The 14,986-nt window shown below is 74.3% G+C and carries 13 protein-coding genes; 8 read left to right on the top strand and 5 right to left on the bottom strand.

The features are described from left to right. Position 1 precedes the first annotated feature (1 nt). Positions 2 to 772: a class I SAM-dependent methyltransferase gene (locus tag BLW86_RS34775; protein ID WP_093877697.1), complete on the bottom strand. Its 771-nt coding sequence runs from the start codon at positions 770 to 772 to the stop codon at positions 2 to 4. A 191-nt stretch (positions 773 to 963) separates the two neighbouring features. Beyond that, positions 964 to 2,211 carry an FUSC family protein gene (locus tag BLW86_RS34785; protein WP_093877699.1) on the bottom strand — a complete coding sequence of 416 codons (1,248 nt, stop codon included), beginning with the start codon at positions 2,209 to 2,211 and terminating at the stop codon, positions 964 to 966. Positions 2,212 to 2,563: 352 nt separating this feature from the next. Between BLW86_RS34785 and BLW86_RS34790 the strand changes: the two genes are divergently transcribed. The 6 genes from BLW86_RS34790 (at position 2,564) to BLW86_RS34815 (ending at position 11,366) form a co-directional block, all read left to right on the top strand. Beyond that, positions 2,564 to 3,697 (top strand): FAD-dependent monooxygenase, encoded by a 1,134-nt coding sequence (locus BLW86_RS34790; protein ID WP_093877700.1) that lies wholly within the window; start codon positions 2,564 to 2,566, stop codon positions 3,695 to 3,697. 273 nt (positions 3,698 to 3,970) lie between these two features. After that, entirely contained in the window at positions 3,971 to 4,474 is a 504-nt protein-coding gene (locus BLW86_RS34795; RefSeq protein ID WP_093877701.1) for a hypothetical protein, read from the top strand. Beyond that, complete coding sequence (locus BLW86_RS34800) at positions 4,444 to 5,868, top strand: hypothetical protein (RefSeq protein ID WP_093877702.1); 1,425 nt, start codon at positions 4,444 to 4,446, stop codon at positions 5,866 to 5,868. The genes BLW86_RS34795 and BLW86_RS34800 overlap by 31 nt, the downstream gene beginning before the upstream one ends. Continuing rightward, positions 5,865 to 7,406, top strand: a complete 1,542-nt coding sequence (locus BLW86_RS34805) for a VWA domain-containing protein (protein ID WP_256341525.1) — start codon at positions 5,865 to 5,867, stop codon at positions 7,404 to 7,406. Before BLW86_RS34800 ends, BLW86_RS34805 begins: the two co-directional genes overlap by 4 nt. A gap of 46 nt (positions 7,407 to 7,452) precedes the next feature. Next, positions 7,453 to 8,574 (top strand): ATP-binding protein, encoded by a 1,122-nt coding sequence (locus BLW86_RS34810; RefSeq protein WP_093877703.1) that lies wholly within the window; start codon positions 7,453 to 7,455, stop codon positions 8,572 to 8,574. Beyond that, positions 8,571 to 11,366 (top strand): DUF5682 family protein, encoded by a 2,796-nt coding sequence (locus BLW86_RS34815; RefSeq protein ID WP_093877704.1) that lies wholly within the window; start codon positions 8,571 to 8,573, stop codon positions 11,364 to 11,366. Before BLW86_RS34810 ends, BLW86_RS34815 begins: the two co-directional genes overlap by 4 nt. A 97-nt stretch (positions 11,367 to 11,463) precedes the next feature. Here the strand turns inward: BLW86_RS34815 and BLW86_RS34820 are convergent, their stop codons facing one another. Together BLW86_RS34820 and BLW86_RS34825 are read right to left on the bottom strand one after the other, a co-directional pair. Beyond that, positions 11,464 to 12,021: a DinB family protein gene (locus BLW86_RS34820; RefSeq protein ID WP_093877705.1), complete on the bottom strand. Its 558-nt coding sequence runs from the start codon at positions 12,019 to 12,021 to the stop codon at positions 11,464 to 11,466. 108 nt (positions 12,022 to 12,129) lie between these two features. After that, the gene (locus BLW86_RS34825) at positions 12,130 to 13,047 is read right to left on the bottom strand and encodes a hypothetical protein (protein ID WP_093877706.1); all 918 of its coding nucleotides are present in this window, start codon (positions 13,045 to 13,047) and stop codon (positions 12,130 to 12,132) included. 259 nt (positions 13,048 to 13,306) lie between these two features. Between BLW86_RS34825 and BLW86_RS41640 the strand changes: the two genes are divergently transcribed. Both BLW86_RS41640 and BLW86_RS34835 read left to right on the top strand, forming a co-directional pair. Then, the gene (locus BLW86_RS41640) at positions 13,307 to 13,870 is read left to right on the top strand and encodes a hypothetical protein (RefSeq protein ID WP_093877707.1); all 564 of its coding nucleotides are present in this window, start codon (positions 13,307 to 13,309) and stop codon (positions 13,868 to 13,870) included. A gap of 33 nt (positions 13,871 to 13,903) precedes the next feature. Next, positions 13,904 to 14,161, top strand: coding sequence for a hypothetical protein (locus BLW86_RS34835; protein WP_093877708.1), 258 nt, complete (start codon positions 13,904 to 13,906; stop codon positions 14,159 to 14,161). Here BLW86_RS34835 and thpR read toward each other — a convergent pair. Then, on the bottom strand, positions 14,122 to 14,739 hold the full coding sequence (gene thpR, locus BLW86_RS34840; RefSeq protein WP_093877709.1) for an RNA 2',3'-cyclic phosphodiesterase: 618 nt from the start codon (positions 14,737 to 14,739) through the stop codon (positions 14,122 to 14,124). The two genes, BLW86_RS34835 and thpR, sit on opposite strands and share 40 nt — an antisense overlap. Positions 14,740 to 14,986: the final 247 nt, after the last annotated feature.

Here is a 14,986-nt window from a genome sequence, read left to right on the forward strand (position 1 = left end):
CCTAAGCGGCCGGCGCGGAGGGCTTCCTCGCCTCGATCAGGGTCCGCGCGGAGTGCGCCACGAACGGGCCCTCCGCGCGGATCCGCGCGTCGAGCTCGCGCAACCGGGGCAACCGGTCCTCCACCGTGAACCCCGGCACGATCCAGATGACCTTCCGCAGGAACCAGACGACGGCGCCGATGTCGTGGAACTCCATGCGCAGCCGCTCCGAGCGCACGTCCACGACGTCGAGCCCGGCGGCGCGCGCCCCGGCGGCCTCGTCGTCGGGATGGCGGTGCCGGGCCGCCTCGGGCTGCGGCCCGAGGAACCACTCGACCAGCTCCCACACACTGGCAGGGCCCACGTGCTGGGCGAAGTAGGCGCCGCCCGGCCGCAGGACGCGCGCGATCTCCGCCCACCACACGGTGGCCGGGTGCCGGCTGGTGACGAGGTCGAAGGCGGCGTCGCCGAACGGCAGCGGCGGCTCGTCGGGATCGGCGACGACGACCACTCCCCGGGGATGGAGCCGCGCGGTGGCCCGGGCGACGTTCGGCGGCCACGACTCGGTCGCCGCCATCGTCGGCGGCAGCACCGGGACCCCGCCCAGGACCTCGCCGCCGCCCGTCTGGATGTCGAGCCCGGCCGAGGCGGTCGCCAGCCGCTCGCCGAGGAGCCGCTGGTAGCCCCAGGAGGGCCGCTCCTCGCTCGCCCGCCCGTCGAGCCAGGAGAAGCCCCAGCCGTCGACCGAGGCTTCGGAGGCTTCCGCGACGAGCTCTTCGAAGGTGCGTGTCATCCCCTCATGCTCGCGGGGGCGGGCGGACACCGCATCCCTGTCCCACCCGACCGCCCGGCCCGGCTCGGCGAGAACGCCCTCCACGGACAGGGACCGCCGGGCGGCGCTGCCCGCCGGGCCCGACCTGATCCTGGCCGTCGGCGGCCGCCCGACCCTGGACGCCCTCCGGGAGGAGGGCGCCCAGCGGCCCGTCACGGCGTACGGCGTGCCCGGGCCGCGAGGGAGGTGACCCGGCGGCGGCGCTCCGCACGCATGCGCGTGTGCCGGTCCAGCTCCTCCATCAGCCGGCGGCCACGGTGATCCGGATCGATCTCGTCGAGGACCCGGTCGATCTCGGCGAGCAGCGCGCCGTACAGCTGCCAGCGCTCCGGGTCGTGCGCCGCCTCGTCCTTCAGCAGTCCGGCGGCGTGGTCACGGGCGGCGCGGGCCGCCCCGAGCTCCTCGCCGAGGCGGTCCTCGGCCGTCTCCGCTCCGGCGCTCGAATGCGAGGTGACGAGGTCGGCGAAGCTCACGAGGGTGTCCGCGAGGTGCCGCAGCGTCTCCCGGAGGGCCAGGCCCGTCTCCCGGTGCACGAGCGGGGCCCCCTGCCGCTCCTTCGCGAGGTCGGTCAGGGAACGGGCGAGGACGCGCAGCACGACCGCGCAGATCTCCAGGGTGTCGAGGCCCGTGCGCAGCACGATGCGGTGGAGCAGCCCCTCCTTCACCCGCGGGTTCAGCCGGAGGCTGTCCTCCGCCTGCCGCAGCGCCGCGTCGACGTCGGCGACGTCGTTGTCGAGGCGCCGTGCCTCGTGCAGCCGGGCCGCGGCCCGCTCGAAGAGGGCGGGGGAGGCCGCCTCCGGGACCGGTGCCGGCTCGGGCCGCGCGTCCGGGTCCGCGAGCTCCTCGCCGATGTCCAGGAGCAGCCGGCGCATCCGCCCGGCCAGGTCGACGATCGAGTCCCCGGCGGTGTCCACCCAGACCGGCGGCACGAGCACGACGTTGAAGAGCAGGCCCACGACCGCGCCGATCAGCGTCTCGAGGACGCGGTCCCACGCGGTGTCGGTGACCTGCGTGACGCCGAGGACCAGCATCGCGCTGATGGCCACCTCGGGAACGAACTCCTCCACCTTGACGAACCGGCCCACGACCAGCGACGCCAGGATGATCAGCGCGAGACTCCACCAGGTGAGTCCGACGAGCACGCTGAACGCGATGGCGATGAGGACGCCGACGACGACGGAGTTCACCCGCCGCAGGCTCGTCGTGAGCGTCGAGTACAGCGTCACCTGCACGACGAGCAGCGCGGTCAGCGGGGCGGTCAGCGGCGCCGGCTCGGAACTGAGCCGGAGCGCGACGACGTACGAGATCGTCGCGGCGGCGGTGGAGCGCAGCGTCTGCACCACCACCGGGTCCCGCCCCCAGCGCTGCCACCACTTCCATCGGCGCCACGGGTGCGGCATGGCGTACTCCTCCTCCGGTGGTCGGGACCTGTGGACGCCTGCCCGCCCCCGGACCATCGAATCGCGACGCCCCGCCATGAGGGCGCGTCGGCGCGCCGGGGATCCCGGTGAATCCTCGCGGGACCGCCGTTTCGCACGGCGCGGTACGGGCACCCGCCGCAGCGGCGCGGCGAGGAGCGGCCGCGCGCCGGACACGCACCGGAACCGGGCGACGACCCCGAGGAGTGCCCGGCACGGTCCCCTCCTCGGCCCATGGGCGCGACGGTACGGCGGTACGGCGGCACAACCCCGGGTGCACGCCCGAGGGTTACACTCCCCCGCCTTGTTCGATCACGTTCTGGAGACATCCGAGATGGCATCATCCCTGCGCGTCCTGATCCACGGCGGAGGCATCGGCGGCCTCACCCTCGCCACCGCTCTGGCCCGGCGCGGCCACACCGTGGAGGTGGCCGAGATCCGCGAGGAGCTCGACGCCCTCGGCGTGGGCATCATCCAGCCGTCCAACGCCCTGCACGTGATGCGGGAGCTCGGGGTGCTCGACGACTGCCTCGCGGCGGGATTCGAATGGGAGGTCCTGACGATCGCCGACCCGGCGGGGAACACGCTGGCACGGATACCCCAGCCCCGCATGGGCGACCTGCCGGCCGCCAACGGCATTCCTCGGCCCGCCCTCGCCAGGGTGCTCGGCGACGCCGCCGTCGCCGCCGGCGCCAAGGTCCGCTTCGGAGTGACCGTCACCGAACTCGACGACGACGGTACGGGTGTCACCGTCGTGCTCTCCGACGGCTCCGGCGACCGCTGGGACCTGGTCGTCGGCTTCGACGGCATCGGCTCCCCGCTGCGGACCCGCCTCTACGGCGACCGGTACGCGCCCGCGTACACCGGATTCGCCAACTGGCGCGTGACCGTGCCCCGGCACCCCGAGGTCCGGGGCGTGGTCATGGCCACGGCGGGTCAGGAGGCGAAGGCCCTCCTCACCCCGATCACGGACGGACTGATGTACCTGGGAGCCGTGTTCGCCGAGGCCGGGGACCACCGGCCGGACCCCGATCGCGCCCACGAGGAGCTCGCCGAGCGGCTCGCGGTCTTCTCCGGCCCCGTAGCCGAGGCGCTCGGCGGGGTCACCGACCCCGCGGCCGTGGTGTACTCCCGCATCTCCCAGGTGACGGTGGAGGAGCCGTGGCACGTGGGCCGGGTGGCGCTGGCCGGCGACGCCGCCCACGCCTCCACCCCGCACCTCGCGCAGGGAGCGGCGATGGCCGTCGAGGACGCCCTCGTCCTCGCCGAGTCCCTGGACGCCGCGGACTCGGTCCCCGAGGCCCTGCAGACCTGGGAGGCGCGCCGCCGGCCCCGCGCCCTGTGGGTGCAGGCCATGTCCCGGGCGGTCCTCAAGCAGGAGATGGGCGCGCCGACGACCCCCGAGGAGGACGCGCTCCTCGAGATCGGCATCCCGGGAGCCGCCCACGTCCTGGTGAAGCCCTACTAGGACGTCCGGGGGCGGGCACCCGAGCGCCCGGCCCCCGGACGCACTCGCTGCCCGTCCCGTCCCGCCCTGTCCCGTCGGGGCGGAGTGCGTCCCCCGTCCTGCCCGCCGCCCGCCTCGGACGGTCCGGAAACCGGCTCCGGACCCGGTCGTGACGGACCGCCAGAGGCCTCGCGCGACGCCGTCCCCGAGGCGTTGTCAGTGGGCGGGGATACGTTGTCGATGTTCCGCCGCTCCGGCGTGAACATCCCCTTTGACGTGCATGGGAGAAGTGCGTTGCCGGTCTGGGAGAGGTCGAGCGCGGCACGGGTGGTACCGCCCGCGCGACCGCGGAAACTTGCCAAGGTGCCGTTCGTCGAGCTGGCCGACGGACGCTTGCAGGGCGTGGTGTCCAGCGGGTCCGACATCGGGCGCGTGTACGTGTCCTCGATCGCCGCCGGGACGTACGCGTTCGCGTGCAGCACCAACAACAACCGTCCCTGCGGCGGCGCGCGAGGCTCGTTCTGCAACCACATCCGCGCCCTCGTCACCGAAGCCGTCCTCCAGTACGGCGCGCAGCGCGTCGCCCGCTACCTGAAGGCCGACACGCCCGCCGGGGAGGCCGACGCCCAGACGCTCCTCTCGACGATGACCGCCACGCGCCCCGCGCAGGGCGACACCTCGGCCGCCGCCCCCGTGTTCAGCCGGTTCCTCAGGCACCTCGCCTACCTCGAACTGGCGCCGGTCACCGCGCCGCTGCCCGAGATGCAGTGGTTCCCGCCGACGAGGGCGGTCGCCTGATGCGTACGGACCTGCTCGACGACCCCGTCGACGGACTCGACGAGGCGCTGGCCGCCGTGGACGCCTTCGACGACGCGCTCGTCGCCGGCCTGCTCCGCCCGCAGCCCGCGCAGACCGACGGCCTCGCCGCGCTCGTGGACGCCCTCGCCGGCACACCGCTCGCCTCCCTCGTCGCCGAGGCCGCCGACAAGGCCGCGGCCGGCGCCGCCGGCGAGGACCACTTCGTCGCGCTCGCCGCCGCCCGCACCGCGCTCATGGGCTCCGTCCACGACGCCCTGACGGCCCGCGCCGCCGACATCACCGGCCGCCCGGCCGCGGAGGAGACCGTGTGGTCCACCGAGGGGGAGGAGCCCGCCGCGAACGTGCTCGCCGCCGCCCGCGCCTGGCTCTGCGACCTCGCCCGCGCGGGCTGGCAGGGCCTCGACCACGAACTCGTCGGCGGCGCCGCGCCCGTCGTCTCCGCGATGCTGCGGGACCCGGCGCTCCGCCGGCAGGCGACGCTGCTCGACGGCTTCTCGGCCGAACTCGCCGCATCCTGCCCCGGAGCCACCCTGGAGAGGATCCCGGTGCGCCGCTGGGCCGACCTGTGGTCGCGCGCCCTGCTGCTGACCCTGCCCGGAGCGGCCCGCACGCCCGCCCGTTCCACCGCGACCGGTCGTCTGCTGCCGCTCGGCGTCGACGTCCAGGAGCACGCGACCGCCGTACAGGCCCAGGTGCACGCGGTGTTCGAACCGGCCGACGGGGCGCCACCGCGCCTGGTCCGGGCGGCGGTGTCCGCGCCCAAGCCGGACACCGTCGTCGGCGCCGGGCTCTGGCAGCTGCTGCGGCCGCGCATGTCGCTCCTCACCGCCGTGAGCGAGGGCCGCGCCATGGAGCTCGACGCCATGCCCGTCACCTCCGAGGGCGACCTCCTCTGGGACGACCAGCGCGCCCGCGCGGGGGAGTCCGCCGATCCCTTCGCCACGGCCAGGGTCGCCCTCGCCACCGCGACCGATCCGGTCACCGCCCCGCTCGACCGCCACCCGGTCCGGATCGCGGTGCCCGTCCTCCTGGAGGGGTACGCGGCGGAGCGCGAGGACGACGGACCGGTGACGTTCACCGTCGCAGGCCACCGGCTGGCCGTCGACACCGACCGCGTACCGGCCGCGGGCCCGCTCACCCCGGAGGCGATCGCCGCGTCCGGCGCGTGCCTGGGCCTGCTCCGCTGGGACGCCGGGCAGTTCCTCCTCCAGCCGCTCGCCGTCGAGACGACCGTCCGGAAGAAGACCGTCGCCGTCCACGCGGGCGCGTGGGCCGGCGGCACCGCCGACAAGGCCGGAGCGCGTGCGGAGAAGGCGGCCACGGACGCGGTCGCCGTCCTGCGCGAGCGAGCGGGAAGGCTGCTGCGCTCATGACCGAAGCGACCCCCTCGCCCGACCCCACGGTCTCGTCCGGCCTCGCCCCCTCAGCGGACCCCGCCCCCGCGGCCGGCCCCGCCCCCTCGTCCGACCCCACGGTCTCGTCCGGCCTCGCCCCCTCGCCCGACCCCGCCCCCTCGTCCAATCCCGCCCCCTCGGCGGACCCCGCCCCCGCGGTCGGCCCCGTGCCGTCGGCGCCGGTCGGTCCCGACCCCGACGACAACCGGCGCCAGGTCCTCTACTGGCGGCTGCTCGCCCGGCTCTTCGACCCCGAGGAGCAGGCGGCCCTGGAGGCGGCGAGCCTCGCCGTCGTCGAGGACATCGGCCTGCCGTCCGCGCTGCTCGACCCGGGCGCCTCCGTGGACTCCGTCGTCCAGCGCCACCCGGAGCTGGCCGACGAGTTCGACGGTCTGATGGCCCCGGAGCCCGAGCCGGACGGCGCGCGCGACCGGGCCGCCGAGGTGCGGCGCGCCGCGCTCGCGTCGAAGCTGCTGCTGAACGTCTTCGCCACCGGCTCCGGCACCGTCTCCGCCGGGCAGCTGGCCCGCTGGCAGTCGGACGCGGGCTGGTTCGAGCGCGCGCTCGGCTCCCGGCCCGGCGGGCCGTCCGGCGGGCGGGCGGCGGGAGCGGCCCTCACCGGTGGCGGCCTCGGCGCCGAGCTCGGCGCCATCGAGGCCGACCTCGTCCACCGCATGCACCTGCGGGAAGTGCTGGCCGATCCCGTGCTGGCCGCCCGGCTCACGCCCAGCATGTCCCTGATCGAGCAGCTGCTGCGCGACAAGGGCAACCTCTCCGGAGTGGCGCTGGCCAACGCGAAGGCGCTGATCAGACGGTACGTCGACGAGGTCGCCGAAGTGCTCCGCACCCAGGTCGAGAAGGACACCGCCAGCGAGCTGGACCGCTCGGTCCCGCCCAAGCGGGTCTTCCGGAACCTCGACCTCGACCGCACCATCTGGAAGAACCTGACCAACTGGAGCCCGGAGGAGGAGCGGCTCTACGTCGACCGCCTCTACTACCGGCACACCGTCCGCCGCACCACGCCCCAGCGGCTGATCGTCGTCGTGGACCAGTCCGGCTCCATGGTCGACTCGATGGTCAACTGCACCATCCTCGCCTCGATCTTCGCCGGGCTGCCCAAGGTGGACGTCCACCTCATCGCGTACGACACCCGCGCGATCGACCTCACGCCCTGGGTGCGCGACCCCTTCGACGTGCTCCTGCGCACCAACCTCGGCGGCGGCAACGACGGGCCCGTGGCGATGGCCATGGCCCGGCCGAAGATCGCCGAGCCGAAGAACACCGTGATGGTCTGGATCTCCGACTTCTACGAGTTCGACCGCTCACAGCCGCTGTTCGAGGGCATCGAGGAGGTCCACCGCTCCGGTGTGCGGTTCATTCCCGTGGGCTCGGTGACCAGCTCCGGACGGCAGGAGGTCAACCCCTGGTTCCGGGAGCGGTTCAAGGCGCTCGGCACCCCCGTGATCTCCGGCCACATCGACAAGCTCGTGCACGAACTCAAGACCTTCCTGACCTGAGACCTGAGACCTGAGACCTGAGACCCGAGACCGAAAGGCTCCGCACATGTCCGACCTGCTCCGCGCCCCCGCCGAGATCAAGTACGCCGAGGAACTCGACTGGCTGGAATCGATCGACGACAACCCCAAACCCTTCTCCTGGCGCCTGTCCCCGAAGATGGTCCGCCTGTTCATCCTCGGCTCCGAGCGCGCCGACGGCCTGGACCGGGAGGTGGCGCAGAAGTGGTTCGGCGACCGCAGCTTCGTCGAGCGCTCCATCGTCACCCTCGCCTCCGACCGCGGCCTGCTCCTCATCGGTGACCCCGGCACCGGCAAGAGCTGGCTCGCCGAACTCCTCGCGGCCGCGATCAGCCGCAACTCCACCCAGGTGGTCCAGGGCACGGCCGGCACGACCGAGGACCACATCAAGTACTCCTGGAACGTGTCGATGGTCATCGCCAAGGGCCAGTCCCGCGAGTCGATGATCCCCTCGCCGATCATGACCGCGATGGAGACCGGCACCATCGGCCGCTTCGAGGAGCTGACCCGCTCCACCAGCGACGTCCAGGACGCGCTCATCTCGATCCTCTCCGAGAAGTACATCTCGGTCCCCGAGCTCGACGGCGCCGACGGCGAGAACATCGTCTTCGCCAAGCCCGGCTTCTCCGTCATCGCCACCGCCAACAGCCGCGACCGCGGCGTCAACGACCTCTCCTCCGCGCTCAAGCGCCGCTTCAACTTCGTCCGCGTCCCGGTCGTGACGAACAAGAAGAGCGAGGCCGAGATCGTCCGCTTCCGCACCGAGGAGCTGCTGCGCCGGCACGCCATCGAACTGGACGTGCCCCCCACCCTCCTCGACGTCCTCCTCCAGAGCTTCGCCGACCTGCGGGCCTCCGCCGCCGCGGCCGGCAGCGACGACGAGAAGCTGGAGTCCGCCCTCTCGACCGCCGAACAGATCGGCGTCCTGGAGGACTCGATCCTGCACAGCAACTTCTTCGGCGAGCGGACCCTGACCGCCCGCGCCCTCGCCGCCTCCCTGGTCGGCACGCTCGCCCGGCGCGAGCCGGAGGACCTGGCCATCCTCAACAAGTACCTGCACGGCGTCGTCGAACCGCGCGGCAAGGAGGAGGGCGGGTCCTGGCCCGAGTTCCTCGAGGGCGGCCGCGAAGCGATCGCGAAGCTGTCGTGACCGGGACCCCGTTCACCGCGCTACGCGGTCAACTGCACGAGGCGGCGGCGGAGTTCGCCGGCGGAACGGACGCCCTGGAGGGCATCCTCCTCGGTCTGGTCGACGACGTCGACCGCGCCGTGGCGGAACCGCTGGAGATCTTCCCCGTCTGCCACCACTCGCCCGCCTCGGCCCTCGCCATGGCCCGCCGGCTGCGCGAGAAGCAGCCCAAGGTCGTGTACCTGGAGCTGTGCGAGGACATGGCGCCGCTCCTGACCGAGCTGCGCAACTGCCGGCTGCCGGTGGCGGTGCAGGCGTTCGCGAGCGACATCGACGGCTTCCCGCCCGACTGGGCGCCGCTGTCCGTCGTCGCCCCGATCACGGAGGCCTCCGCCGAGTACCAGGCCATCGCGTACGCCCTCGACGCCCCCGGCGTCGAACTGGTCCTCGTCGACCGCTCCTCCGACCACGTCTTCCAGTGGGACGCGCGGCACGACCGGACCGGGGAGGACGCCAAGGAGGCCGGAACCGGCACCGAGGCCGAGACCGCGCTCCACGGCGAGGCCGTCGGCGTCGAGATCGGCGACCTGCGCCCGCGCTTCGCCGAACTGGAGGAGCACCTGCTGCGCCACGGCAAGGTGCGGCACTGGTCGGAATGGTGGCACCAGTACGTCGAGGTGCCCCTCGGCGACAGCGACCACGACACCTACCGTCAGGTCATGTTCCTCATCGGAAGCCTGTTCCGGCGGCTCGCGCCGGGGGACGGCGACCGCGTCCGCGTCGACGAGGACCGCGAGCGCCACATGTGGACCCGGATGCGCGAGCACCTGACGGCGACCGGCACCGACCCGGCGGACTGCCTGTACGTCTGCGGAGCCTTCCACGCCGCCAGCCGCGTCGAGGAGTTCGGCGTGCGCGGCAGCGACACCTTCGCGATCTCGCCGCGCACCGCCACGACCTGGCAGTACGGCCTGATCCCCTCCAGCAACGCGGCCATCGAGGCCCAGTTCGGCCTCGCCTCCGGTTCCGTGTCGATCGCCGCGACGCAGTGGACGAAGAACCTCAAGCGCACCCGGGTGAAGCCGTACCGCCTGGAAGGACAGGCCGGCACGAAGAAGGCGGCCACGAAGACCACCGTGCCGACCGCCGCCCTCCCCGCCGCGGCGCCGGCCGAGGACCGCCTCTCCGGCTTCCTCCGGCGGCCGCCGGTCCTCGACGCCCTGGACGAGACCGAACTGCTCGGCTGGTCCGTGGACATCGTCCGCGCCGCCCGTCGCAACGGCTACCTGGCCTCCACCGCCGACGCGATCGCCGTCTTCGAGACGTCGATCCTGCTCGCCGGGATGCGGGACCGGGCCAAGCCCACGCCGTACGACTTCCAGGACGCCGCGGTCACCTGCATCGAGAAGGACGGCGTGCCCGGACGCCGGGACGTGCGCCGCCTCGTCGAGATCATGATGGGCGGCGACCGGATCGGCCAGGTCGGCTACGAGGCGCTGCCGCCGCTCGCCCGCGACGTCCACGACCGGCTGGCCCCCCTGGAGCTGAACCTCCAGCAGCGCGGGGTGCGCCGGGCCCTGCTCGACATGACCTCCAGGCCGGAGCTGCGGGCCTGCTCGGACGTCCTGTGGATGCTGCGCCGCCTGCTGCCGCACGGCGCCGCCCGGCCCGTCATGGGGGAGCGGCGGCTCGGCGAGCGGTCGATCCAGGAGTCCTGGGACCTCGCCCTCGGCACCCACCAGCGGGCGCTCATCGAGCTCGGCTACGAGGGCGTGAGCCTCGAACAGGTCCTGGAGCAGCGCCTGCGCCGCACCGCGTACGGGCCGCGGGCGACGACCGCCGAGGTCCTCGCGGCCGTCGAGGACGCCACGCTGTACCTGGGCGGCCGGCGCCTCGCCGACGAGCTCGGCACCCGCGCCCTGGAGGTCCTGGCGGGCGAGCGGACGGTGGACGGGGCGCCGGAGGTCCTGCGCCGGGTGCGCGGACTCCTCGCGTACTACCGCACCGGTGAACCGGTGCTCCCGCCGTGGATCGAGTCGTTCGTCAGAACCGGGTACGCGCACTACTGCACGCTGCTGCCGACGGCCTTCCGCGACGAGGACGCGACGGTCGGGCAGGTGGCGGCGATGCTGGGCTTCCTGTTCGGCATGGAGGGCCTGGCGCTCTCCCTGGGCTGCGACAGGACACAGCTGGAGCTGGCCGTCGCCCAGGCGCACCCGCGGGACCCGGCGAAGACGGCCCTGCTGTGGGCGGCACAGGTCCAGCTGGGCACGCTCTCCCGGGACGAGCTGCGGGCACGCTGCGACGAGCTCCTCGCCAACCCCCTGACCGTGCCCTCCTACCCGCGCCACCTCAGCGGCTTCGTGCACGCCCTGGAGCCGGTGCCGGGCCTCGCGGACGTGGTGGTGGAGGCCGTGTCGAACGCCTTCGGGCGCCTGCCGGACGCCGTCCTGCTGCCGTGGCTCCCGGTCCTCATCACGACCCTCCGCTCGAACGCCGCGGAACTCGCCCCGCTGCTCATCCGCGAGGCGGGACGGATCTTCCCGGCCCGGCTCGCGGCCCTGGACACCTGGGTCCCGCCGTGGCACCACCGGCCGGCCGGCCCGAGCGCCCTCCCGGCGGCCACCGGCCCCCGGGGCGCGGCACTCCTCCCCGCCCACCCGACGACCTGCGACGCCCTCGCCGAGCTCCTGGGCCGCGCGGACGGCTGGGCCACGACGGACACAGCGGCCCGGGCCGGAAGCGGCGCCGTGCTCCTCGCCGCCCATCCGGCCACCGCCGACGCGCTGGCGAGCGTCCTCACGGCCCGATGAGCATCCCGGTCCGGCCGACGGAGCCGGGACGGGGCACGGCCCACGTCCACCCGCGTGAGCCGCGCCCCGTCTCCGAGCTCCGGGCCCTCCGCGCCCGCTACTGGCCGACCCTTCCGTCGACGCACTCGCGCAACAGATCGGCGTGCCCGCAGTGGCGGGCGTACTCCTCGATCCGGTGCACCATCAGCTCCCGTACCGCGATGCCGTCCTTGGGGAGCCGCTCGCCCAGGTCCGGGTGTTGTTCGAGGGCGGCGTCGGCCGCGGCCTGCTCGCGCTCCAGATCGGCGTACGCGGCGTCGACCACCGCCTGGTCGGCGACGGCCTCGTCGAAGTCCGCGTCCCGCCCGCCGTACACCTTCGGCAGCGGTTCACCGGTGATCCAGGTGATCCAGTCCCGTTCCACCTCGGCGAGATGTCGGACCAGACCGAGCAGCGACATCGTCGACGGCGGGACCGAACGGCGGGCCAGCTGCTCCGGATCCAGGCCCTCGCACTTCATCCGCAGGGTCAGACGGTAGCCGGAGAGGAAGTCCCGCAGCGTGGCGAGCTCGCCCTCCGGGGCCTCGCCGGCGTTCTCGCGGGGGTCGTCGGCAGGATCCGCCCACATGTCGGGGTAGACGGTCGCGCGGCTCCATCGTTCGGGTTGATCATTCATCCGCTCATCCTCACGGGTGAGGACGCGGGCCCGCCACGGAATTGTCCGGCCCCGCGCTGTGCGGCCGTCCTCCGAGGCGGAGCCGGCCGCACAGCCGCGAGATCCGGGTCAGGTCGCGCAGAACGGCGCGGTCCGCACGTACCCGCCCAGGTTCTCGTCGTCGGTGCCGAGGAGGGCGTCGGCGGAGCCGGGCGGACACTCCACGGCCTCGACCTTGTACCCGGGGAACGTGCCGAGCACGGTCGGGGAGGCCGCCAGCGTGATCCGCACCCGGCCCGTCGCCGACACGGTCACCCGGCCCGCGTCGCTCACCGCGGAGTCGAACGGCCCGTCGTCACCCGCGTCCCCCGCCGAACCGACCACGATCCGGCCGGAGTCGGTCACCGCGATGTCGGAGATGTGCCGCGTGCCGTCGTCCGCCGGGTACGCGGACCGGTAGCTCCGCTGCGAGACGGCGCCGAACAAGGGCTGCCCCCACGGGGCGAACGTCAAGGGCGCGGCGTACAGCGTGGCGGGCCGCCCCGTGCCGGTGCCCCGGTCCGCCCAGAGGGCCGCGAGCTTCCCGCCCCGGGCGACGAGGGCGAAGCTCTCGAAGTCGTCGCCCTCGCCGATCGCCGGCAGCGGCGTGTAGTCGACGACCGTCGCCGTCGCACCGGCGACCTTCAGCCGGAAGAGGATGCCGCGGCCGGTGAGCGCCAGGTACTCCCCGGGCATCCCCGGGATCGGTTCGATCGCCTCCAGGTCGACGGGTTCCGCACCGTCCCAGGCGAGCGGGGTGATCACGGAGGAGTCCCCGGTGTGGACGATCCGGGACAGTCGCGGCTGCCCGGGCCTCTTGTTGTCGTGCACGACCAGGGCGTTCACCCCGTCCCCGTTCTCGGAACGTCCCTCGTACGCGATGCCGCTGACACCGCTTCGGGAGTCGCTGCCGACCTTGTGCCAGTCGCCGGCCGCTCCGGCCGGGGCGGTGCCGAGCACCGTCAGGAGTGCGGTCGTCACCGTGAACCAGGTCATGCGCTTCGACATCGGAGTTCTCACGGGAAGTCGCTGCCTTCTCTGTCCGAAGAGACGCGAGGTCACGCGCCGGGCGCCACGTTATTGATCTTGGTGGGCGCGGCCCAGCGACGGCTACGCCATCCGCCGGAGCGTGAAGTCGTACGGAGGGCGCGTAACCGGGGCGCACCCGACGGCACCGCTCCGTCCACACACGGCGACGGTTCACTCGTCACGGTGACCCGGGCCGAGCCGCCGTCCGTGCGCGCCGGGGCTCGGGCACGGTGACTCCATGCACGCCCGCCGCACGACGTTCCTGCTGCTCATCGCGCTCCTCGCCACCGGATGCGTGGCCGTCCCGCACGGCTCCCCCCCGACGCCGGCGGCCCGCCCCGGCGGGCTCGCCCCGGCCGCGGACCGGCCCCCGGCCCCGCTCCCCGCCTGGCCCGCACCCACAGAGCCCGCTCCGCGCGAGGCCCTCACCACCACCGACCCCCGCCCGGCTCCCCGATCGCCCCGGAAGGCCGCCGAGGAACCGGTCGCCCGCCGCCCGCTTCCCCGCGAGGCGGCCGGGCACCACCCGCACCCCCAGGCGGGCGAGCCCGGGAAGTCCGTGAACAGGAAGCGCACGAACGGCAAGCGCGCCAACGGGAAGCGCACGGACAGGAGGCCCGCGAACAACGGGTCCGTCAGGCGGACCCCACCCCGCCCCCAGCACACCCGGCCCGCCCCGCCTCGCCCGCACCCACGGACGGACGCCCGGCCGCCCGAGATGCGCCGCCTCTGCCACCAGGCCGAGTCCATCCAGGCGCCCATGGGCGCGGCCGGCCTCTGCCGCGATCTGTACGGCCGCTGACCCGACCGCGCCTCCGACCCGGCGGAAACCCGCTTGTACCGGCCCGGTCGGCCCGGCGCCGCCGACACCACCGCCCGGCACATGGCGGAGGGTGAGGAGTGCGTCCTCGGCGACCTCTTCGAGACCGAGTCCGTGCGGCGCACGGCCGAGCTCGGCCTCCGGCGCGTGACGGTCGACCACGACGCCGAGAACGCCCCGGCGGCCGAGCCGTACGGCTCACTGGGCTTCACCCGCGAGTGCCGCACCCACGGCTACCGCCGGGCGAAGGCCCAGGCCTCGATGTCGCGATAACGGATCGGGCCCGGGCCGCGGCCGTAGTTGCTGCCGACGAGGTGAAGGCGCTCGGCCGCCCAGGGGCGGCCGGTGAAGCCGGCGAGCCCGGCGGCGGCCTCCAGCACCGACGTCGGATCGTCGCGGCGGGCCCGGGCGAGCGTCAGATGGGGACGCAGCGGCCGGTCCTCGAAGGGGATGCCGCACTCCTTGACGACGGCCCGCACCTCGGCGGCGAGCCGGTGCAGTCCGTCGAGATCGCCCTCGATCCCGCTCCACAGCACCCGGTCGTCGAAGTGCCCGCCACCGCGCAGCGCCAGCTCCACCGGTCCTCGCGCCGCCGCGATCTCCGCCAGCGGCGGCCGCAGCAGGGGGACGGTCTCCACCGGGAGCTCCCCGAGGAACGCCAGGGTGATGTGCCAGTCCTCGATCCGGTTCCACCGCATGCGCGGGTACGCCTCGTACGCGGGGCCCAGCTCGCGCGCCAGCTCGTCCTTCGCGTCGTCGGGCGGGGCGAGCGCGACGAACACGCGCACGGTCGCGGTCCGCGCCCTGTCGTCGCCACCGGACTCCGTACCCTGCCCGGGCGCCTCAGCCATCGTCCGTACCCTGCCCACCGTCCGTCCCGCAACCGTCGGTGGCGAGGGTACGCGGTGGGCGGGACGGGAGCCGAGCCGGGGGCGTCCGTCCCCGCCGACGTCAGCCGGTGCGGGCGGCGACCGGGCGCCCCGGTGATCACCCCGGGCCCGCCCGGCACCTTCCCCGACGTCGCGTCAGGGGACGTTCTCGGCCCGCGCGCCCCCTCGCGCTCCCCCGAGGGGGTGGTTCCCCCGGGGCCAGTGGGGC

The organism is Streptomyces sp. TLI_105, assembly GCF_900105415.1.
Lineage (GTDB): Bacteria > Actinomycetota > Actinomycetes > Streptomycetales > Streptomycetaceae > Streptomyces.